Source organism: Burkholderiales bacterium, assembly GCA_023511995.1.
In the GTDB taxonomy this organism is placed as follows: Bacteria; Pseudomonadota; Gammaproteobacteria; order Burkholderiales; family Thiobacteraceae; genus Thiobacter.
Genome location: JAIMAL010000031.1, coordinates 1 through 19336, shown reverse-complemented (window position 1 = coordinate 19336; position 19336 = coordinate 1). Strand labels below are relative to the sequence as shown.

Genomic DNA, 19336 nt, shown 5'->3' with positions numbered 1-19336 from the left:
AGCAACGCAGATGCGATTCGACTCACCAAAGCGCCAATCGAAGGCACAGGCCGGCCTAATGACAAATCTGGGTTAAAGAGAGGGCAGGCGCAGGGGCAGGGTGGCGAAATCGGGCGCCTGGGGAAAGAAGGGAATGACCCCCAGCAGGGGCGCGGGGATGCGCTGCTTGAGGGTGGCGAGGTTCTCGGGAAAAGCCGCCATCTCCCGGTCGATCCGGTTGGCCACCCAGCCGGCGAGCACAAGGCCGCGCCGGGCGATGGCCTCTACGGTGAGGAGCGCATGGTTGAGGCAGCCCAGCCGCATGCCCACCACCAGCACCACCGGCAGTTCAAGGCGCAAGGCGAGATCGGCGAGGGTCGTTTCCTCATCCAGCGGCACGAGGAAGCCCCCCGCGCCTTCCACCACCACCACATCGGCCAGGGCCGCCAGTTGCCGGAAACAGCGGGCCATGTGGGCAAGGTCCAACTTGACGCCTGCGTGGCGGGCGGCGATGTGGGGCGCGATGGGTTCGGCCAAGGCGTAGGGGTTGACCCAATCCCGGGGCGCCGCCACATTGCCGGCCTCAATCAGGGTTTCCACGTCCCCAAAGCGCAAGCCCCCCGGGGCCGGCTCACCGCCCGCCGCCACCGGCTTCATGCCCACCGCGCGCCAACCCTGGCGGACGCTGGCTGCCAGCAGGGCCGCCGCCACCAGGGTCTTGCCCACCCCGGTATCCGTGCCAGTGACAAACCACGCCGCCTTCACCGCAACCCCGCCCGTCGTTGGGCGATCTTCAGCTCGATCACCTGACGGCCGTCCTCCCGGCGCTTGGGTTCGCCCACCCAGGCATGGCCATAGACCACCTCAAAGGTCGCCGGCAGGCGCCCATCGCGGCGCAGGGCCTCGTAGGCGGCCACCATCGCCTGCCAGCGTTTTCTGCCCATGAGGCCATGGTTACGGCCGACGGTCACGTTGTGGGCGCCCAAGGCCTTGAGCTCCATCAGAAGTTCCCGCAGGTCTTCCGCGCTGCGGGTGACGATTTCCATGTCCATCACCGGGCCGGCGAAGCCGGCGTAGACGAGCATGTCCCCCAGATCGTGCATGTCCAGGAAGCGGTTGACATGCGTGTAACCATCGATGCCCGCAAACGCCTGGCGCAGCTCCTTCAGGGTGTCGGGGCCAAAGGTGCTGAACATGAAAAGGCCGCCGGGAGCCAGCACCCGGTACACTTCCCGGAAGACTCCCTGCGGCGCGTTGCACCATTGCAGGGTCAGGTTGGACCAGACGAGATCGACGCTGGAGGGCGCCAGCGGCAACCGTTCCAGATCGCCACACACATAATCCACGCGGGTGCCCACTTTGGGCAGGCGCATCCACCAGGGACGCGCCGCCCGGGCGGTGTGCAGCATGGCCCAGGCAAGATCGAGGGCGACGAGCTCGGCCCGCGGGTAGCGCCGCGCCAGAAGCCGCGTGCCGAAACCGGTTCCCGCCCCGGCATCGAGGATGCGGCGGGGGGCAAGCCTGACGTAATCGAGGCGCTCGAACATGCGCTGGGCCACCTCCCGCTGCAGCACCGCCGCCTGGTCATAGGTGGCCGCGGCACGCTCAAAGGAGCGGCGGAGAAGCCGCTTGTCCACCTGCATTGGGGACTCCTCATTCACCGAGGAACGCCTCCATGGTGAGCTGTACCCCTTGCCCATGGGAAAGGAAAGGCGCATGGGCCGCGCCCGGGATGGCCCGCCACCGCCCCTGGGGCAGTCGCCCGGCAAGCCACCGGCCCGCCGCCGGGAGGGTCAGGGTATCCCGTTCCCCGTGGATGACCAGGGTGGGGGAAACGAGCCCCGCCACTTCCCCCCGCAGGTCCGTTTCGCGCAGGATGGCAAGCCCACCCTTTAAGGCGGCGAGCTGCGGTGCCCCCCGCGCGAAGAGGCGGCGGGAAAGGCTTTTGATCACCTGCCGCGCCTCCTCCCCGCCCCGCGCCTGCAGGGCAAGGAAACGGCGTAAGGTGGCGTGATAATCCCGCGTAAGTTCCGCCGCGAAGGCTTCCAGCGTCGCCGGATCCACACCATGCTCCCAGTCGCTGCCCTTGACGAAACGGGGCGTGGCGGAGATGAGCACCAGACGATCCACCCGCTGTGGATAACGAAGGGCATAGCGCAGGGCGACCTGCGCCCCCAGCGACCAGCCACACAGGTGCACCCGGGGCGGCAGGCTCTGCGCGCAGGCGGAGACCAGCCCCTCCAAGGTGTAGGGTTCCACCAGGGGGCTTGCGCCATGGCCCGGCAAGTCCACGAGGTGCACGCGGAAGCGGCGGGCAAGGGGTGCGGCGAAGTCACTCCAGATGGCGCCATTGAGCCCCCAGCCGTGAATTAAGACGAGATCGGGGCCCTCGCCCCATTGCTCCATAGCCAGCACGGAAAACCTCCTCGCCACCGGGAGCGTGGGAATCGACCCTCACAGCTTCTTCTCCGCCTCATGCAAAGCCTCGCACAACAGGCGCACGTCCTCGTGGCTGTGGGCCGCGGAAAGGGAGATGCGCAGCCGCGCCTGGCCCTTGGGCACGGTGGGGGGACGGATGGCGGGCACGAGGATGCCCTCCCGGCGCAGGGTCTCGGCGAGCCAGACGGTCTCCCGGTTGTCACCGACGAGGAGGGGCTGGATGGGCGTACTGGAGGGCCGCAGTTTCCAGCGCTCGGTCCTGAGGCCGTTTTTTAGCTCGTGAATCAGGCTTTGGAGCTTGCCCCGGCGCCAGCCCTCCTCGCGGAAGAGATGCAGGCTCGCCATCAAGGCACAGGCCAAAAGGGGCGGCAGCGCCGTGGTGTAGATGTAGGTGCGTGCCCGCTGGAGCAGCGTCTGCACCACGCTTTCCTCGGCAGCGACGAAGGCACCGAACACACCCGCTGCCTTACCCAGGGTGGCCATGTAGATGATGCGCGGCGAAGAAAGCTGGAAATGCTCCAGCACCCCCCTGCCCTGCGCCCCCAGCACACCAAAACCGTGGGCATCATCCAGCATGAGCCAGGCATCATGGCGTTCGCACAGGTCGAGCAGCTCGGGGACCGGAGCAATGTCGCCATCCATGCTGAACACCGCATCCGTCACCACCAGCTTGCGTCGGCCCCGCACGGCGGCGAGGGTGCGTTCCAACTGGGCGAGGTCCAGGTGGCTGAAGCGCAGGAAGCGGGCACGGGACAATAGCGAGGCATCGTTGAGGGAAGCGTGATTGAGCTTGTCGGCGATGACCACGTCATCCCGCCCCAGAAGGGCGGTGAGCACGCCCAGATTGGCCATGTAGCCGGTGGAAAAGAGCAGAGCCCGGGGCAGACCGACGAAGGCGGCGAGTTCCTGCTCCAGCCGGTGGTGGGCTTGCGAATGGCCCACGATGAGATGGGAAGCGCCCGCCCCTACGCCATATTGCGCCGCCCCCCGGCAGGCGGCATCGATGAGGGCGGGATGGGAGGCAAGCCCCAGATAATCGTTGCTGCCGAAGGCGAGGTACTCCCGCCCATCGACCCGCACCCGCACCCCCTGCGCGCTTTCCAGGATGCGGCGCTCCCGCAGAAGCCCCTCCGCCTCAAGTTCCCGCAGCGCATCGGTGAGGGCGGAAAAGACCATCGCCGGAACCTGCCTCTGACGAAAGCCCTGGAACGTCGGCCTAGGCCTGCGCCAGGGGACGCATGCCCAGCTTGGCGAGGAGCGCCCGGTCCCGCTCCACCTCCGGGTTGCCCGTGGTGAGGAGCTTGTCGCCGTAGAAGATGGAATTCGCCCCGGCGAGGAAACACAGGGCCTGGACGGCCTCCGACATCTGCTGCCGGCCCGCAGAAAGCCGCACGTAACTTTTGGGCAGGGCAATGCGGGTCACCGCGATGGTGCGCACGAATTCCAGGGGATCGAGGGGTTCGGTGCCATAAAGAGGCGTGCCTTCCACCTGGACCAGAAGGTTGATGGGCACCGACTCCGGCTGCGGCTCGAGGTTCGCCAGTTGGGCGATGAGGCCTGCGCGTTCCCGCCGCGATTCCCCCATGCCGACGATGCCGCCGGAACACACCTTCAGTCCCGCTCGCCGCACCCGCTCCAGGGTGTCGAGCCGATCCTGGTAGTCGCGGGTGCTGATGATGCGGCCATAGAATTCCGGCGCGGTGTCGAGGTTGTGGTTGTAGTAGTCGAGCCCCGCCTCCCGAAGTTTTTCCGCCTGTCCCTCACGCAGCATGCCGGCGGTCAGACACGTCTCCAGACCCAGCGCCTTCACCTCCCGCACCATTTCCAGCACCGGCTCGAGGTCCCGGTCCTTGGGGCCGCGCCAGGCCGCCCCCATGCAGAAGCGGGTGGCGCCGTTGGCCTTGGCTGCGCGCGCCGCGGCGAGCACCGCCTCGAGGTCGAGCAGGGGCTCATTGACCACCGCCGTGGCATGGCGCACGGACTGGGGACAATAGGCGCAGTCCTCGGGACAGCCCCCGGTCTTGATGGAAAGCAGCGTGGAAAGCTGCACCACGTTGGGGTCGAAATGGGCCCGGTGCACACTCTGCGCCCGATAGAGCAGATCGGCGAAAGGCAGGGCGAACAGGGCCTCCAGTTCCTCGACGGTGACGCTTTCGCGCACGGGCTCACTGATGTCATTCATTGATGGCCACCTCCACGACGATGTCACGCCATTCCTCCCGGCGTGCCTGCAGAATGTCCCAGACCGCGGGCGGGATCAGGGTCACGGCAAAAATCCCCCAGATGGTGGCAAGCCCGGCAAGCCCCCCCAACCAGCTCACGATGGGTTGACCGAAGATGACCATTGCCCCCGCCACGCCGTAGAAGCGAAACCCCGCCCGCCGGGTGTAGCGGGCCACCCGTTCGTCCGGGTGGTGGGCGTTTTGGGCATAGACGAACATCGAGGCCCCCACCCAGAGCATGAGCAAAATCGGGACGACCACGGCGACGATGGTGGCCAGGTTGAACAACTGGGCCGCGAGGCGGCATTGCTCGGCGCTGATGGCTTTTTTGATCTTCATCGCGGACTGCCTGTGGCGGAGCCCCCCGGGACGGGCCTACAATTCTCCCAATGGGCGCCGGCCAAGGGCGCCCCTGAAACGGGCGGATATTCGATGATTTCCAGACCGATGTCAAATTGGGCGCGCGCCTTCGTGAACGGTTGCACAACATTTGTGCAAAGGGAATGCGTGCTCTGTGGCGGGGCGAGCGGGGACGGGCGCCTCTGTCCAGGCTGTCGCGGCGATCTGCCCGTCAACGGGGCAAGCTGCCCCGTCTGCGCCGGCCCGGGGGAAGGACGGGTCTGCGGCGCCTGCCTGCAGGACCCGCCCCCCTATGACCGCTGCATTGCCGCCCTGCGCTATGAATTTCCCGCCGATGAGCTCATCCAGGCTCTCAAGTACCGGGGTGAGCTCATGCTGGCGCCGGTGTTGGCGGACCTCCTCGCCCGCGCCGTCGCCCATGCCCCGCGGCCGGACGTGATCCTGCCCCTGCCCCTGTCGCCCGCCCGGCTGCGGCAGCGGGGCTTCAATCAGGCGGGGGAAATTGCCCGCCCCCTGGCCCGCCGGCTGGACGTGCGCCTGGACCTGGAAACCCTGGTGCGGGTGCGGGACACGGCGCCCCAGGCACGGCTTTCCGCAGCGGAACGGAGCCGCAACGTGCGCGGTGCGTTTGCCTGCCTGAGCAGTCTCGCCGGCCTGCACGTGGCGGTGGTGGATGATGTGATGACAAGCGGCGCCACCCTGAGCGAGGCGGCGAAAGCGCTCAAGCGGGCGGGCGCGGCCGAGGTGAGCCTCTGGGTGGTGGCACGGGCGCTGCCCGGGAAATGAACGGCACCCTCGATCCCCAACGGGTGGAGGAGGCGGTCAACCGCATCTGCGAGCTGGGCTGCGCGCGGGTGCGGGAAATCCTTGCCGCCCTCGCCCGGGGTTCACCGGTGGCGGAGATGGCCGGACTCAGCGAAACGGAGCGGCAAGCGGTACGCGCGGAGCTTCAAGCCATCATGGCGGTCTACGACCGGGGGCAGTAGAGCCCAGGGAAGCCGCTCTCAGCGGGGCACTGACACCAGTTTCATGCGTGCCTCGATGCGCGCCGCCTGGCGGGCGAGAAAGCGGGAGTTGGGGTGCTTCTCGAAATAGCGGGGCCGCGGCACCATGGCGGCAAGCCGAGCCGCCTGCGCCGGGGTAAGCCGCGCCGCGGTCGTGCCGAAGTAATGGCGGGCGGCGGCCTCGGCGCCATACACCCCCTCCCCCCATTCGATCACGTTGAGGTAGATCTCCAGGATGCGGCGTTTGGTCATCATGCGCTCCAGCATCAGCGTGATCACCGCCTCCTGAGCCTTGCGCAGGTAGGAGCGGCTGCCGGAAAGGAAAAGGTTTTTCGCCAACTGCTGGGAGATGGTGGAGCCGCCCGCCACCACGCGCCCTTTCTTTTCGTTTTTCTCTAAAGCCTTTTCGATGCCCTCGAAGTCGAAACCCTCGTGCTCGGGAAACTTCGCATCCTCGGCGGCAATCAGCGCCCGCTTGAGATGGATGGAGACCTGGTCATAGGGCACCCACTTGTGTTTGAGCGCCGCATCCTCGCCCATCCGGGCCTGCAGCTCGGCAAGCCGCCGCTCCATGAAGGCCGTGGTGGCCGGGTTGTGATCCACGTACCACCACACATGGAGGAAGAACCAGAGCTGCAGCAGGGCCACCCCCGCAAGGAGGGCCAGCAGTGCACGCCACAGCCAGCGAAGGAGCAGGCGTCCCATCTACTCCTGGCGCAGGGAAGCGATGACCGGCGCCGTCTGCGGACGCACGCCGCGCCACCAGAAGAACGACTCCGCCGCCTGCTCGACGAGCATGCCCAGACCATCCGCCACCCGCGCGCCCCTTGCCTTGGCAAAGGCCATGAAGGGGGTCGTTTTCCCGTACATCATCTCGTAGGCGAGGGCATCAAGCGCAAACACCGTTTCCGGCAACGGCGGCAGCGCATCGCTCAAGCCCGCGGAGGTCGCGTTGATGACCACATCGAAAATCCGGCCGGATAGGGCATCGTAGCCGCCCCCTTCGACGGGCCCGAAGGGGGAAAACTGCCGCGCAAGCTCCACGGCCTTGTCCATGGTGCGGTTGGCGATGAAAAGTCCCGCCGGCTCCTCCCGCAAAAGGGGCAGGAGCACCCCCCGCGCCGCGCCCCCCGCGCCCAGGAGCAGCACGCGCCTGCCCCGCACGGGTTGCGCCAGATTTACCGTGATGTCCCGCACCAGACCCACGCCATCGGTGTTGTCCCCCAGCACCCGACCGTCATCGAACTTGAGGGTGTTGACGGCTTGCGCGAGCCGCGCCCGTTCCGTGTGTTCCGTCGCGTAGTGGAAGGCCTCCACCTTGAAGGGCACGGTGACGTTCGCCCCCTTGCCCCCCTCCGCGCGGAAGGCCTCCACCGCGGCGACGAAACCATCGAGGGGCGCAAGGCGCGCCTCATAGACGATGTCCTGCCCCGTCTGCCGGGCGAAAGCGGCGTGGATGACAGGCGACTTGCTATGGGCAATGGGGTTACCGAAAACGGCGTAACGGTCGGGCATGGTCCGGTTGGCGCAATGACGAGGGCCGCATTCTAGCCGGGCGCCCGCCCTTTGTGGGCCTTAGCTCTGCACCCAGGGCAGCCCGGCCTTTTTCCAACCGTTGACGGTGCGCTGCTGGGTGATTTTGTCGCGATCGCCCTCGAAACCCTCGAGGACGTTGTAGCAGTCCAGCCAGCCGGCACGGGTGGCCGCCTCGGCGGCGCGGTGGGAGCGGCTGCCGCTGCGGCAGATGAACATCACCAGGGATTCCCGGTCCACGGCTTGCCGGAGCTGTTCCAGGAAATAGGGATTGGCCTGCCAACCGGGATAAGTCTGCCACTCGATCTGCACCGCCCCGGGAATGGTGCCCACCAGGTCCCACTCCGCACGGGAACGGACATCCACCAGACGGGCATGGGGCGCCTGGCGCAGCACCTGCCACGCCTCGACGGGGGTGAGCGCCCCCTCGTAGGGCAGGTGGGCAAGCCGCGCCCGCTCCTGCGCCCGGGCCAGGATTTCGCTCAAGCTCGTCATGGCTTCTTGACCTGCAACAATGCGAAACGTTTCCTGATCCCCCTCCCCTCACCCGGCCTCAAGCCACCCCTTTGCGGGAGGGGAAGTTTGGGCAACGGTCAGAGCGAAGCCCTTTCCCAATTCGGGGCGACCGGCGCCATGATCGTTTTTTGGCGCTGAGTTTGGAGTATAGCCACAATCCGCGTTTTCCCCGTCGAGCAGCCCCTTATCGATGCGTGCCCCATTTTGGCGCATCTCCCAGGGTTTTTGCACTATTCCGGTGCATACCGGCTCAGGCATTCCAGGGGGCGCCTTGAACGTGCCCGGGGTCTTTGAGCGACCCCTCCCCTGCTGAGGCAAAAAAGGGCTTGCTCTCGACCCTGCTGCGGGAAAACTGTGGCAGAATGCATGTTTTTTGCAGGTTTCCTTGGCACAATTCCTGCTTTTGCCCCACACCGGAGCAAAACGCCCCTATTCCAACCCACTTTGACCTGAGGAGAAACCCATGGCGGTCGCCGATGTCATGAAAATGATCAAGGACAACGAAGTGCGCTTCGTTGACTTCCGCTTCACCGATACGCGGGGCAAGGAACAGCACGTCTCCGTGCCCGTCTCCGCCTTCAGCGAGGAAAAGTTCGAGGCCGGGCATCCCTTCGATGGTTCCTCCATCGCCGGCTGGAAGGGCATCCAGGCCTCCGACATGATCCTCATGCCGGACCCGGACACGGCCAGAATGGACCCCTTCATGGAGGAGCCGACGCTGATTCTCACCTGTGACGTCATCGAACCCTCGGACATGAAGGGCTATGACCGCGATCCCCGCTCCATCGCCAAGCGGGCCGAGGCCTACCTCAAGTCCACCGGCATCGGCGATGCCGCCTATTTCGGCCCCGAACCCGAGTTTTTCATTTTCGATTCGGTGACCTGGCATGACGACATGTCGGGCTCCGCGGTGAAAATCCAGTCCGAAGAGGCCGCCTGGTCCTCCGGTGAGCAAACCGAGGCGGGCAACATCGGCCACCGGCCGAGAGTGAAAGGCGGCTATTTCCCGGTGCCGCCGGTGGATTCCCTGCAGGATATCCGTTCCGCCATGTGCCTTGCCCTGGAGGAAATGGGCGTGCCCGTGGAAGTGCACCATCACGAAGTGGCCACCGCCGGACAATGCGAGATCGGCACCCGCTTCAACACCCTGGTCAAACGGGCGGACTGGACGCAGATCCTCAAATACGTGGTGCACAACGTCGCCCACCAGTACGGCAAGACGGCGACCTTCATGCCCAAGCCCATCGTCGGCGACAACGGCTCCGGCATGCACGTGCACCAGTCGGTGTGGAAGGACGGGCAGAATCTCTTCGCCGGCAACGGCTATGCCGGCCTGTCGGAGACGGCGCTCTACTACATCGGCGGCATCATCAAGCATGCCCGCGCACTGAATGCCATCACCAACCCCTCCACCAACTCCTACAAGCGCCTGGTGCCGGGGTTCGAGGCGCCGGTGATGCTGGCCTATTCGGCAAGGAACCGCTCCGCCTCCATCCGCATCCCCCATACGGCAAGCCCCAAGGCGCGGCGTATCGAGGTGCGTTTCCCCGATCCCACGGCGAACCCCTATCTCGCCTTCGCCGCCATGCTGATGGCCGGCCTCGATGGCATCCAGAACAAGATTCACCCGGGCGACCCGGCGGACAAAAACCTCTACGACCTGCCGCCCGAAGAAGAGGCGCGCATCCCCAAGGTCTGCCACAGCCTGGACATGGCGCTGGAGGCGCTGGATCGCGACCGCGAGTTCCTCACCCGCGGCGGCGTCTTCAGCAACGACTTCATCGATGCCTACATCGAACTCAAGATGGAAGACGTCACCCGCCTGCGCATGACCACCCATCCCATCGAGTTCGACATGTACTATTCCCTGTGAACACCTGAGGGCACACGGAATCAAGGGCGGGGGGTCCCCGCCCTTTTTTCTTCGCCCCTGCTTTGCCGCGTTGCCAAGGCCACCCGCCTGTCATACACTGGATCGGCTTGCCAGTTTGCGGAGAACGCCATGGGTCCCCTTGACGTGGAACAACGCGAAGCGTTTCCTCCCCTCCCCTCCCCGGGCTTTCAGCGCGCCGGCACCATCATTCGCCTGGTGAGCGGCCTGCTGGGCCTGAGCCTGTTGGCCATGGCCCCGGCGAAAGGGGAGATTTACAAGTACGTGGATGAAAGAGGCCATGTGACCTACTCCAACAAGCCCATCAAGGGCGGGCAGAAGGTGGAGCTGCCGGAAATCTCCACCGTGCCCGCCCCCAAACTGGAGCCCCGTCCCCCACGCCCCAGCACCGATGAGCGGGAAAGCCAACGGGAGGCCCTGCGGCAGCGCATCGCCGAGGCGGAAAAGGCGCTGGCGGAGGCCAAGCGCACCTATCAGGAGGAGGCGGACAAGCCGGAGGTCTTCGTCCGGCCCAATGGCACGCGGGGACGCAACGTGGCCGCCTATGAGGAAAAAATGAAACGCCTGCAGGAGGAAGTGGATCGCCGACAGAAGGAGCTGGACCAGCTCAAGGCCCAGCTCGCCGACCTGGAAGGCCGCGGCCAGACCCTAAGCCCCGGACCCCGGAGTTCCGGCCCACGATGAAGAGATGCCTGCTCCTGCCCCTGGTCCTTGCAGCGAGCCTGCCGGCCCAGGGAGAGATCTACAAGTTCGTCGATGAAAACGGGCGGGTCACCTACACCAACATCCCCCGCAAGGGCGCCATCAAGCTGGACATCGGCACCGCCGAACCGCCACGCTCCCGCGTCAACGCCGGCCCGGGCAATTTCCCCAAGGTCGACAATCAGACCCAGAAAAAACGCGACGACCTACGGCGCCAGATTCTCGAGGACGAACTCGCCAACGAACAGCGCGCCCTTGCCGAGGCGCGCAAAGCCCTGCAGGAAGGCGAGGCCACCCGTCTGCCGGAAGAGGCGGCCAATCCCCAGAAATACCAGGAACGCATCCGGCGGCTAAAGGAAACGGTGGCCCTGCACGAACGCAACATCGCCGCCCTGCGCAAGGAACTCGCCCTGATCCGCTGAGGGCTTTAGGGCCGGCCGGCGGGAACCAGGGGGGCCGGCGATGGCCCGATTGTTGCTAGCCGATTCCCACAGGATGGTTGCCCCGATGACGCCCCCCGCCCCCGTCGGCCTGGAACACCTCGCCACCGCTGTGATGGTGCTGGATGAGGCTTTGCGCATCCGCTACGTCAACCCGGCGGCGGAGAACCTCTTCGAATTCAGTCTGCGCACCATCCGCGGGCAACCCTTGACGCAGATCTTCGTGGAAACCGGAGGCCTCATCTCCGCGATGCAGACAGCCCTCACCGAGGGCGCGAGCTACACGGAGCACGATCTCACCCTTGCCACCCTCGCCCATCATTACCGCTTGAACTGCACCCTCACCCCCCTGCCCCAGCCGGAGCAGGCGCTGCTTCTGGAGTTCCAGCCCCTGGACAAGCACCTGAAGATTGCGCGGGAGGAACGCCTCTACCGGCAACAGGAATTCAACCGCGAGCTTTTGCGCAATCTGGCCCATGAAATCCGCAATCCCCTGGGGGGCATCCGCGGTGCGGCACAGCTTCTGGAGCATGAACTGCCCAAGGCCGGGCTGCGGGAATACACCCAGGTCATCATCAAGGAGGCGGATCGCCTGCAATCCCTCCTCGACCGCATGCTCGCCTCGAACCGGGCGCCCCGTTTCACCTCCGTGAACATCCATGAAGTGCTGGAGCGAGTGCGCAGCATCCTACTTGCGGAACAGCCGGCGGGGCTGGTCATCAAACGGGATTACGATCTCAGCCTGCCGGAGCTTTATGCCGATCCCGAGCAGCTCATCCAAGTGGTGCTCAACATCGCGCGCAACGCGGCGCAGGCCCTGCAGGCCGTGGGTCAGCAGGGCGAGATCGTCTTCCGCACGCGGGTGGCGCGGCGCATCAACATCGGCAAGCGCGCCTTTCGCCTGGCGGTGGAATTGCAGATCATCGACAACGGACCGGGCATTGCCGACGACATCCGGGAGAAAATCTTCTATCCCCTGGTGACCACCAAGCCGGAGGGCTCAGGACTGGGCCTCACCATTGCCCAGACCTTCGTCGCCCAGCACCAGGGCATCATCGACTGTGAGAGCCGCCCGGGCCGCACCTGCTTTACGGTGCTCCTCCCCTACCTTCAGCCGGAATAGGGTCACTGACATGAAAGCCGCCAACGCCGTTTGGATCATCGACGATGACCGCTCCATTCGTTGGGTGCTGGAAAAAGCCCTCGCCCGGGAGCACATCGACCACCAGTCCTTCGACAGCGCCGATCGGGCCCTGGCCGCCCTGGAACACGCCACGCCCCAGGTGGTGATCACCGACATCCGCATGCCGGGCGGCTCCGGCCTGGATTTTTTGCGGGAGATCAAGGCGCGGCACCCGAACCTGCCGGTGATCATCATGACCGCCTATTCCGACCTGGACAGCGCGGTGGCCGCCTTCCAGGGTGGCGCCTTCGAATACCTGCCCAAGCCCTTCGACGTGGACCAGGCGGTGGATCTGATCCGCCGCGCGCTGCAGGAATCCCGCAATGGGGATCACGCCAGCGCCGGCGAGGAGGCGAGCCCCGAAATCCTCGGCCAGGCGCCCGCCATGCAGGAAGTCTTCCGTGCCATCGGCCGCCTGGCCCTCTCCCACGCCACGGTGCTCATCACCGGCGAATCGGGCACCGGCAAAGAACTGGTGGCGCGCGCCCTCCACCGCCACAGCCCGCGCCGCGACAAACCCTTCATCGCCCTCAACATGGCGGCGATCCCGAAAGACCTCCTGGAAAGCGAGCTGTTCGGGCATGAACGGGGCGCCTTCACCGGGGCGCAGACCATGCGCCGGGGGCGTTTCGAACAAGCGGACGGCGGCACCCTGTTTCTGGACGAAATCGGCGACATGCCCGCCGAACTGCAGACCCGTCTGCTGCGGGTGCTCGCCGATGGCCAGTTCTACCGCGTGGGCGGCCACCAGCCGATCAAGGTGAACGTGCGGGTGATCGCCGCCACCCACCAGAACCTGGAAGAGCGCGTGCGCCAGGGGCTCTTCCGCGAAGACCTCTTCCACCGTTTGAACGTCATCCGCCTGCGGCTGCCGCCGCTGAGGGAGCGGCGCGAGGACATCCCGCTCCTGGTGCGCCATTTCCTCACAAAGAGCGCCCGCGAGCTGGGCGTGGAACCGAAGAAGATTTCGGAAGCCGCCCTCAAGTATCTGCAATCCCTGGAGTGGACCGGCAACGTGCGGCAACTGGAAAACGTCTGCCATTGGCTGACGGTGATGGCGCCGGGCCAGAACATCGAAGTGGCGGACCTGCCACCGGAGCTGCGTGAGGAACCCCAGGAGAAGGGCCCCGACTGGGTCGCCGCCCTGGAGACGGAAGTGACGGTGCGCCTTGCGCGTGGGGAGACGGGCATCATGGACGACCTGGTGGCGCGCTTCGAGAAAGCTTGTCTTCTGACCGCCCTGCACCATACCGGCGGCCGACGCATCGAGGCCGCCCAGCTTCTGGGCATCGGCCGCAACACGCTCACCCGCAAGCTGCAGGAGCTGGGCCTCGACGACCGTCACGAGGAAAAGGAGGCCGGCTGACGATCCCCCCGCGCGGGCACGAACACGGGCCCGTTTCAGCGGGAAACCGGCCAAGCCACGCCGGGGGATGTCCTCTCCCGGCCCGCAGCTCGCCGCGATGGGCGTCGGCGCGGCTACCCTTTGATGCACACCAGGGGCACGAGCTTGGCCACCTTGTGCGCAAGCCCCGCCCGATCCGCGGCCTCCACCACTGCCGACACGTCCTTGTAGGCCTCGGGCGCCTCCTCCGCCACGCCGCGCAGGGACGGACTGCGAATCTCGATGCCGCGGGCGGCGAGGGCATCGATGATCTGCCGACCACTCCAGCGTTTGGTGGCCTGAACCCGGCTCATGGAACGGCCGGCGCCATGGCAGGCGGAACCCCAGGCGTGGGCTTCGCTCTCCTCGCGGCCGGCGAGCACGTAGGACGCCGTGCCCATGGAGCCACCGATCAACACCGGCTGGCCCACGTCGCGGAACACCGCCGGCAGATCCGGCCGGCCGGGACCAAAGGCGCGCGTCGCCCCCTTGCGGTGAACGAAAAGCCGGCGCGGGCGTCCCTCGACCTCGTGCACTTCCTCCTTGCAGGTGTTGTGGGAAACATCGTAGAGGAGTTCGAGCCGCGCGCCGGGAAAGAGCTCGGCGAAGGCTTCGCGGGCGAGATGGGTGATCACCTGCCGGTTGGCCAGCGCACAATTGATGGCGGCGCGCATTGCGCCCAGGTAACGACGCCCGATGTCGGAGTTGATGGGCGCGCAGGCGAGTTCCCGGTCGGGCAGGTCGATGCCGTACTCCTTCGCCGCCAGCGCCATGCTGCGCAGAAATTCGGTGCCGATCTGATGCCCGAGCCCGCGCGAACCGCAATGGATGGACACCACCACATCGCCTTCCTTCAGGCCATAGGCGGCGGCGATGGTGGGCTGATAAATCTCGGCCACCTTCTGCACCTCGAGGTAATGGTTGCCCGAGCCCAGCGTGCCCACCTCGTCCTTCTGCCGCTTTTTCGCCTGGGCGGAGACTTCCCCCGGCTCCGCTCCCTTCATAGAGCCCCGCTCCTCGATGCGCTCCAGGTCGGCCTCGGTGCCATAGCCCCGCTTCACCGCCCATTGCGCGCCGCCCTTCAGCATCGCATCCATTTCCTCCATGCTGAGGTGAAGGCTGCCGGTGGAACCCACGCCGGCGGGAATACGCGCAAAGAGAAGGTCCGCGAGTTGTTTCTTCACCGGCTCCACATCGGCCACGGTCAGCCCCGTGGTGAGGGTGCGCACACCACAGGAGATGTCGAAGCCCACCCCACCGGCGGAAACCACCCCACCCTGCTCGGGATCGAACGCCGCCACGCCACCGATGGGGAAACCATAGCCCCAGTGGGCATCCGGCATGGCATAGGCGGCCTTGACGATGCCCGGCAGTGTGGCCACATTGGTCACCTGCTCGAACACCTTCTCGTCCATTTCCCGCATCAGCGCCTCGCTGGCATAGATGATGGCGGGCACCCGCATCTTGCCGAAAGGCTCGACCCGCCATTCGTAGTCCGATACTCTTTTGAAACGCGAGAGGTCCATGGTGACACTCCTTCATCGGCGCGGGTTTTCCCCGCGCGGTCTTCACACATCCACCACGCACTGCGCCACCCAGGCACCATCAGCGGCGCGGAAAACCTTGAGCTCAGTATAAGTGGCGCCTTTGATCTCCACCGCCGGCTGATGCCGGGCCACCTCCACCGGCTCGCCCCAGAGGGTGGCGGCAAGGGTCAAATCCGTAATGTGCACGGAAAAGCGTGAAAACAGCATGTGGCGCGTGGCCATCTCATAGATGATGGCGTTGAGCCAGTCCACCAGGAGGAATTCCGCATCCGGCGCAGAACAGCGCACTTCCACCGGCTGTTCTGGCCGCACCCGTTCCGGCTCGCAGATCACCGCAGTCAGCGCGAGCGCCGCCTGCTCAAAAGCCGCTTCCAGGCTGGGGCCGATGCCCCGCACCCCGATGTCCGCCCCGTGGCGGAAATGTTCCCAGTGGGCCTTCACCCGGTTTTCAGCCATGCGCTTATAATCAGTGCACTCCATCCTGCAGCTTAGCCCATCCATGGCGAAGTGGCTCATCACCCTCGGCGTTCTGCTCATCGTCCTGGGACTGGCCTGGCCCCTCATCTCCAAGCTGGGCCTAGGCAGTCTGCCGGGCGACATCCGCATCGAGCGCAGGAATTTCACCTTCTATTTTCCCCTGACCTCGAGCCTGCTTGTCTCCCTGCTGCTCACCCTGATCCTCTGGCTTTTCAGGCGGTGATGCCCGCCTCGTCCCAACGCCCCTGATGGCACGGCTGCAGGCCGGCAGCCCCCTCACCCTACCTGGCGCCCCGCATGGCCCCAGAGGCCGCCCATGACGTTGGGGTATGCCTGCGCCATTTTGTGCTACAATGTCGCGGGCATGGCCCGGCCACATCCGATTTGCAATAAGGAGAGAAGCATGATTTTCCGTCCCCTCGTCAAATGGCTCCCCGGTTCCGCGTTGCTTTGTGCGGCCTTCATGACCGCCGGCTGCGCCCAGATGCAGATGGGCGCGCAGGAAGCGAAGACCACCGCCACCGGCTCCGTGGGCGGGGCCAACGCACAAAACGCCAACTCCCAGCTGGAAAAATGCGACCGTCCCCTGGGCACCGTCGCCGTGGTGGAAGACAGCACCGCGCCCTGGTATGGCATCCTCACCGGTCAGTACCGCCTCGGCTCCACCGTGCCGGTGCTCAAACTCCTGGTGCAACAGTCCAACTGCTTCGTCGTCGTCGAGCGGGGACGCGCCATGGGCTCCATGATGCAGGAGCGCCAACTGGAGCAAAGCGGTGAACTGCGCAGCAATTCCAAATTCGGGCGCGGCCAGATGGCGTCCGCCGATTACGCGCTGAGCCCATCCATCACCTTCAGCAACCAGGATGCCGGCGGGCTTGGCGCCACCATTGGCGGCATCCTGGGGCCGGTGGGTTCCTTTCTCGGTGGCAATCTGAAGGCCAAGGAAGCCAGCACGCTGCTCACGCTGGTGGACAATCGCTCCGGCGTTCAGGTGGCGGCGGCCGAAGGCAGCGCCCGGAACATCGACATGGGCATCCTCGGCGGCCTCTTTGGCAGTGGCGCCTGGGGCACCGCGGGCGGATATGCCAGGACCGCCGAAGGCAAGGTGATCGTCGCCGCCTTCACCGACGCCTACAACGGTATCGTCAAGGCCGTGCGTAACTACCGCGCCCAGGAGGTCAAGGGCGGTCTCGGTACCGGCGGCCATCTCAAGGTCCAGGAGTAACCCTACCCCGCCCGTGAAGGGCGGGGCTGTCGGGCCCTTCCCCCTCGTCCTGATGCCGCTTGCGCCACCGTGCCCGCCCGCGCCGCCTCGAAGGTGGCGTAGTTGAGCTGGCTTTTGGCGAGAAAGAGAAGCCCATACTGCAAAAGCCCCAGCAGCACAAAGAGGAGCAGGGGTCCAACGACGACGAATTCCACCAGGCTTGCGCCCCGCTGCCGATATCGTGACCTTTAGCATCAGCGGCTACCTGGCCTGGAAGCGTGGCGGCCGTTCCGGTCGGCAGCGGCTGACCGATGCGTAGCTGCTGGCGTTGATCCGCGCCATCCACAAGGAATTCAAGGGCGCCTACGGCAGTGCGAGAAAACGGCATCCGGGCGCGGCACAAGCGACGTTACAAGGCCACCACGAACTCGAGACACGACCTGCCGGTGGCACCGAAGCTACTGGAAAGAAACTTCGCACCGGAAACGCCGAATCAGGTAGGGACGGCGGATCTGACTTACATCTGGACGGATGAAGGCTGGCTTACCTGGCGGTGGTGCTGGACCTGTTCAACCGGGAGGTGATCGGCTGGTCGATCAAGCCGCCGATCACGGCGGATATTGTGATGGATGCCCTGACCATGGCGTGGTTCCGCAGTAAGCCCGCGGCGGGTTTGATCCACCACTCGGAGCGGGGCAGCCAGTACGCAAGCCAGGCGTTCCAGGCAAGCCTTGCCGAATACGGCCTGATTTGCTCGATGACCCGCAAGGGGAATTGCTGGGACAATGCGCCCACCGAGCGCTTCTTCAACAGCCTGAAGAACGAGCGGGTGCACGGTACGCGCTACGCCACGCGCTAGGCCGCGATGGCCGGCCTGTTCGATCACATTGAAGTGTTTTACAACCGGAGACGCCGCCACTCCACGCTCAAGGGCAAGTCGCCGATTCAGTTCTTGCAAGACTGGATCAGCACTCAGCATGAGCAGAATCTGGCAGCATGAGACCCGTCTCTTGGAAGACGAAAAACCGAGGGAAGGTCAGTTGGAGCTACCCCCTCCTGCTCTTGGGCGGGCAGGGCTCAGCGCCACTTCTCCACTTCGGCCTTGATATCCACCTCGTCGTTGTTGAAGGTGATGATGAGTTTGAGAAGGGAACCGCGGCGATCCGCCCGCACCTTGGCAATGAGCTCCGGGGTGATGATGGGCCTGAGATCAATGCGGCGCTCATAGCGCAGGTTCTTTGCCCACTCCCGTTCATATTCAGCACTTCCTTCTGGCGTGTAGATATAACGCTCTCCCTCGGGCCTCTTCTTAATTGACTCGGACCATGCCTTGTACTCATCCGTCCAAATCAACCAGCCCACGTCGACATAGGAGGGCACCCCCCGCTTGCTGTCGCCCGGCATGAAAGTCATCTGAGCAGGACTACGAGCGCTCACAACTCCCGGCACCGGCCCACGCTGACCGTCGAAGTCAAACTTTTGCACTAAGACCTCGCGACCTGCGCTTTGAAACAGCAGGCTCATCCCCACTGGCCCCTCATCGACCAGGCAGGCCGTGAGGAGGCCAGACAGGAGCGCAATCATCACGATACTGGCGATTATTGATAAGCGATGTCGAAACCGTAGTTCTGTTTGAGCCATTTGGCGTATTCCTCCATGTTGACGGAGCCGATGATTTTTGACGCACCGTCCGCATCCAGCTGCGGATTCGGATAGCTGTCAACGAACATGCTGGTTTGCGCCCAGGTCATGCCGCCCACGTTGGCCTCTTTCTGTTTCTGGCAGTTTGTTGCAAAAAACTGGTTGTTCGCGCGCAGACAGACGTCGCGATCTTCCATGCCGTTGCTTTTGTCGTGAAGCACGGGGTTAGTGACGACACCCCATTCCTCATGGCCTGTTTCCTTCCATTCTTGCATCTTGACGCCGCTTGCCTTTGCCTGCTCGTAAATCCAGTTGAGCGCCACGTCCGACAGGTCGCCGGTGCCATAACTGCCGCCGATATCGGCGTGGCTACCGATGAACCCCTTTTGGATGCCCCGCCCGATGGATTCCAAGGGGAACAGATAACGATGTTCGTTCAGCGCCACGGCTTGGTAGACGTGCTGGAAGGCCTCAGGAATCGCCAGTTGCCAGAAGCCATTTTCCAGGCCATTCAAGCCGAACTGGGCGACCGTTTCCCACAAGCCCATGAAACGAAAGTTGATCTTTTGTTTCAGGCAGTGCTTCTGGCCGTTTATGACCTTCGTGTAGTGGTAGTACCCGGCAGAGTCGGTCTTGGCGACAAGTCGGTTGGCAAAATCCCGAGCCATGGCCGCGCCGCGCGAAAAGCCCACGATGTCGATGTTGACCACATCCCCTGGGTCAAAGGCGGTTGTGTTCATCGCGGATTCAAGTTTGAAGTGCAATTTTGATTAACGGGTAGGTGGGTCAGAATGTGCGAGCATTTTGCCCCATC

Annotated in this window: 24 protein-coding genes; 10 read left to right on the top strand and 14 right to left on the bottom strand. The window is 65.1% G+C overall.

Going from position 1 to position 19336, the window contains the following annotated elements; genetic code table 11:
- Positions 1-72 precede the first annotated feature (72 nt).
- Genes bioD through K6T56_12150 form a run of 6 tightly spaced genes read right to left on the bottom strand, consistent with a single transcriptional unit; the run spans position 73 to position 4979 of the window.
- Positions 73-744 carry a dethiobiotin synthase gene (gene bioD / locus K6T56_12175; GenBank protein ID MCL6557104.1) on the bottom strand — a complete coding sequence of 224 codons (672 nt, stop codon included), beginning with the start codon at positions 742-744 and terminating at the stop codon, positions 73-75.
- A complete protein-coding gene (bioC, locus tag K6T56_12170) occupies positions 741-1622 on the bottom strand; it encodes a malonyl-ACP O-methyltransferase BioC (protein MCL6557103.1) in 882 nt (293 codons plus the stop codon). Before bioC ends, bioD begins: the two co-directional genes overlap by 4 nt.
- A gap of 10 nt (positions 1623-1632) precedes the next feature.
- Positions 1633-2394, bottom strand: a complete 762-nt coding sequence (gene bioH, locus K6T56_12165; GenBank protein MCL6557102.1) for a pimeloyl-ACP methyl ester esterase BioH — start codon at positions 2392-2394, stop codon at positions 1633-1635.
- Between the two features lie 39 nt (positions 2395-2433).
- Positions 2434-3594, bottom strand: coding sequence for an 8-amino-7-oxononanoate synthase (bioF, locus tag K6T56_12160; protein ID MCL6557101.1), 1161 nt, complete (start codon positions 3592-3594; stop codon positions 2434-2436).
- Between the two features lie 40 nt (positions 3595-3634).
- Positions 3635-4600 (bottom strand): biotin synthase BioB, encoded by a 966-nt coding sequence (gene bioB / locus K6T56_12155; protein MCL6557100.1) that lies wholly within the window; start codon positions 4598-4600, stop codon positions 3635-3637.
- Positions 4593-4979: a hypothetical protein gene (locus K6T56_12150; protein MCL6557099.1), complete on the bottom strand. Its 387-nt coding sequence runs from the start codon at positions 4977-4979 to the stop codon at positions 4593-4595. The genes bioB and K6T56_12150 overlap by 8 nt, the downstream gene beginning before the upstream one ends.
- 108 nt (positions 4980-5087) lie before the next feature.
- Here K6T56_12150 and K6T56_12145 point away from each other — a divergent pair, with 108 nt between their 5' ends.
- Together K6T56_12145 and K6T56_12140 are read left to right on the top strand one after the other, a co-directional pair.
- Positions 5088-5786: a ComF family protein gene (locus tag K6T56_12145; protein MCL6557098.1), complete on the top strand. Its 699-nt coding sequence runs from the start codon at positions 5088-5090 to the stop codon at positions 5784-5786.
- Complete coding sequence (locus tag K6T56_12140) at positions 5783-5986, top strand: hypothetical protein (GenBank protein MCL6557097.1); 204 nt, start codon at positions 5783-5785, stop codon at positions 5984-5986. The genes K6T56_12145 and K6T56_12140 overlap by 4 nt, the downstream gene beginning before the upstream one ends.
- Positions 5987-6004: 18 nt before the next feature.
- On the opposite strand, the gene mtgA is transcribed toward K6T56_12140, so the two are convergent.
- From mtgA to K6T56_12125, 3 genes are read right to left on the bottom strand one after another with little or no spacing between them, the layout of a single operon-like run.
- Entirely contained in the window at positions 6005-6709 is a 705-nt protein-coding gene (mtgA, locus tag K6T56_12135) for a monofunctional biosynthetic peptidoglycan transglycosylase (GenBank protein MCL6557096.1), read from the bottom strand.
- Positions 6710-7519: a shikimate dehydrogenase gene (gene aroE, locus K6T56_12130; GenBank protein MCL6557095.1), complete on the bottom strand. Its 810-nt coding sequence runs from the start codon at positions 7517-7519 to the stop codon at positions 6710-6712.
- Positions 7520-7579: 60 nt separating this feature from the next.
- Positions 7580-8032, bottom strand: a complete 453-nt coding sequence (locus K6T56_12125) for a rhodanese-like domain-containing protein (protein ID MCL6557094.1) — start codon at positions 8030-8032, stop codon at positions 7580-7582.
- A gap of 484 nt (positions 8033-8516) precedes the next feature.
- Here K6T56_12125 and glnA point away from each other — a divergent pair, with 484 nt between their 5' ends.
- The 5 genes from glnA (at position 8517) to ntrC (ending at position 13635) form a co-directional block, all read left to right on the top strand.
- Positions 8517-9926: a glutamate--ammonia ligase gene (gene glnA / locus K6T56_12120; GenBank protein MCL6557093.1), complete on the top strand. Its 1410-nt coding sequence runs from the start codon at positions 8517-8519 to the stop codon at positions 9924-9926.
- Positions 9927-10055: 129 nt separating this feature from the next.
- Positions 10056-10628 (top strand): DUF4124 domain-containing protein, encoded by a 573-nt coding sequence (locus K6T56_12115; protein MCL6557092.1) that lies wholly within the window; start codon positions 10056-10058, stop codon positions 10626-10628.
- Positions 10625-11068, top strand: coding sequence for a DUF4124 domain-containing protein (locus tag K6T56_12110; protein ID MCL6557091.1), 444 nt, complete (start codon positions 10625-10627; stop codon positions 11066-11068). Before K6T56_12115 ends, K6T56_12110 begins: the two co-directional genes overlap by 4 nt.
- 40 nt (positions 11069-11108) lie before the next feature.
- Positions 11109-12209, top strand: a complete 1101-nt coding sequence (locus K6T56_12105) for a PAS domain-containing protein (GenBank protein MCL6557090.1) — start codon at positions 11109-11111, stop codon at positions 12207-12209.
- Between the two features lie 10 nt (positions 12210-12219).
- Positions 12220-13635 (top strand): nitrogen regulation protein NR(I), encoded by a 1416-nt coding sequence (gene ntrC / locus K6T56_12100; GenBank protein MCL6557089.1) that lies wholly within the window; start codon positions 12220-12222, stop codon positions 13633-13635.
- Between the two features lie 113 nt (positions 13636-13748).
- Here the strand turns inward: ntrC and K6T56_12095 are convergent, their stop codons facing one another.
- A complete protein-coding gene (locus tag K6T56_12095) occupies positions 13749-15179 on the bottom strand; it encodes an RtcB family protein (GenBank protein ID MCL6557088.1) in 1431 nt (476 codons plus the stop codon).
- Between the two features lie 42 nt (positions 15180-15221).
- A complete protein-coding gene (locus K6T56_12090) occupies positions 15222-15641 on the bottom strand; it encodes an archease (GenBank protein ID MCL6557087.1) in 420 nt (139 codons plus the stop codon).
- A gap of 58 nt (positions 15642-15699) precedes the next feature.
- Here K6T56_12090 and K6T56_12085 point away from each other — a divergent pair, with 58 nt between their 5' ends.
- Together K6T56_12085 and K6T56_12080 are read left to right on the top strand one after the other, a co-directional pair.
- Positions 15700-15900 carry a DUF2905 domain-containing protein gene (locus tag K6T56_12085; GenBank protein MCL6557086.1) on the top strand — a complete coding sequence of 67 codons (201 nt, stop codon included), beginning with the start codon at positions 15700-15702 and terminating at the stop codon, positions 15898-15900.
- 240 nt (positions 15901-16140) lie between these two features.
- A complete protein-coding gene (locus tag K6T56_12080) occupies positions 16141-16902 on the top strand; it encodes a CsgG/HfaB family protein (GenBank protein MCL6557085.1) in 762 nt (253 codons plus the stop codon).
- A 2-nt stretch (positions 16903-16904) separates the two neighbouring features.
- On the opposite strand, the gene K6T56_12075 is transcribed toward K6T56_12080, so the two are convergent.
- Positions 16905-17099: a pilus assembly protein gene (locus K6T56_12075; GenBank protein ID MCL6557084.1), complete on the bottom strand. Its 195-nt coding sequence runs from the start codon at positions 17097-17099 to the stop codon at positions 16905-16907.
- Positions 17100-17437: 338 nt separating this feature from the next.
- Between K6T56_12075 and K6T56_12070 the strand changes: the two genes are divergently transcribed.
- Positions 17438-17740: a DDE-type integrase/transposase/recombinase gene (locus tag K6T56_12070; protein MCL6557083.1), complete on the top strand. Its 303-nt coding sequence runs from the start codon at positions 17438-17440 to the stop codon at positions 17738-17740.
- 218 nt (positions 17741-17958) lie between these two features.
- Here K6T56_12070 and K6T56_12065 read toward each other — a convergent pair whose 3' ends face one another.
- Both K6T56_12065 and K6T56_12060 read right to left on the bottom strand, forming a co-directional pair.
- Positions 17959-18294: a hypothetical protein gene (locus K6T56_12065; GenBank protein MCL6557082.1), complete on the bottom strand. Its 336-nt coding sequence runs from the start codon at positions 18292-18294 to the stop codon at positions 17959-17961.
- A gap of 185 nt (positions 18295-18479) precedes the next feature.
- A complete protein-coding gene (locus K6T56_12060; GenBank protein ID MCL6557081.1) occupies positions 18480-19262 on the bottom strand; it encodes a DUF2235 domain-containing protein in 783 nt (260 codons plus the stop codon).
- Positions 19263-19336: the final 74 nt, after the last annotated feature.

Coding starts and splice junctions, on each gene's coding strand:
- bioC (MCL6557103.1), bottom strand. CDS start 1,622: ATGCAGGTGGACAAGCGGCTTCTCCGCCGCTCCTTTGAGCGTGCCGCG.
- bioF (MCL6557101.1), bottom strand. CDS start 3,594: ATGGTCTTTTCCGCCCTCACCGATGCGCTGCGGGAACTTGAGGCGGAG.
- bioB (MCL6557100.1), bottom strand. CDS start 4,600: ATGAATGACATCAGTGAGCCCGTGCGCGAAAGCGTCACCGTCGAGGAA.
- K6T56_12150 (MCL6557099.1), bottom strand. CDS start 4,979: ATGAAGATCAAAAAAGCCATCAGCGCCGAGCAATGCCGCCTCGCGGCC.
- K6T56_12145 (MCL6557098.1), top strand. CDS start 5,088: ATGTCAAATTGGGCGCGCGCCTTCGTGAACGGTTGCACAACATTTGTG.
- K6T56_12140 (MCL6557097.1), top strand. CDS start 5,783: ATGAACGGCACCCTCGATCCCCAACGGGTGGAGGAGGCGGTCAACCGC.
- mtgA (MCL6557096.1), bottom strand. CDS start 6,709: ATGGGACGCCTGCTCCTTCGCTGGCTGTGGCGTGCACTGCTGGCCCTC.
- aroE (MCL6557095.1), bottom strand. CDS start 7,519: ATGCCCGACCGTTACGCCGTTTTCGGTAACCCCATTGCCCATAGCAAG.
- K6T56_12125 (MCL6557094.1), bottom strand. CDS start 8,032: ATGACGAGCTTGAGCGAAATCCTGGCCCGGGCGCAGGAGCGGGCGCGG.
- glnA (MCL6557093.1), top strand. CDS start 8,517: ATGGCGGTCGCCGATGTCATGAAAATGATCAAGGACAACGAAGTGCGC.
- K6T56_12115 (MCL6557092.1), top strand. CDS start 10,056: ATGGGTCCCCTTGACGTGGAACAACGCGAAGCGTTTCCTCCCCTCCCC.
- K6T56_12110 (MCL6557091.1), top strand. CDS start 10,625: ATGAAGAGATGCCTGCTCCTGCCCCTGGTCCTTGCAGCGAGCCTGCCG.
- K6T56_12105 (MCL6557090.1), top strand. CDS start 11,109: ATGGCCCGATTGTTGCTAGCCGATTCCCACAGGATGGTTGCCCCGATG.
- ntrC (MCL6557089.1), top strand. CDS start 12,220: ATGAAAGCCGCCAACGCCGTTTGGATCATCGACGATGACCGCTCCATT.
- K6T56_12095 (MCL6557088.1), bottom strand. CDS start 15,179: ATGGACCTCTCGCGTTTCAAAAGAGTATCGGACTACGAATGGCGGGTC.
- K6T56_12085 (MCL6557086.1), top strand. CDS start 15,700: ATGGCGAAGTGGCTCATCACCCTCGGCGTTCTGCTCATCGTCCTGGGA.
- K6T56_12080 (MCL6557085.1), top strand. CDS start 16,141: ATGACCGCCGGCTGCGCCCAGATGCAGATGGGCGCGCAGGAAGCGAAG.
- K6T56_12065 (MCL6557082.1), bottom strand. CDS start 18,294: ATGACTTTCATGCCGGGCGACAGCAAGCGGGGGGTGCCCTCCTATGTC.
- K6T56_12060 (MCL6557081.1), bottom strand. CDS start 19,262: ATGAACACAACCGCCTTTGACCCAGGGGATGTGGTCAACATCGACATC.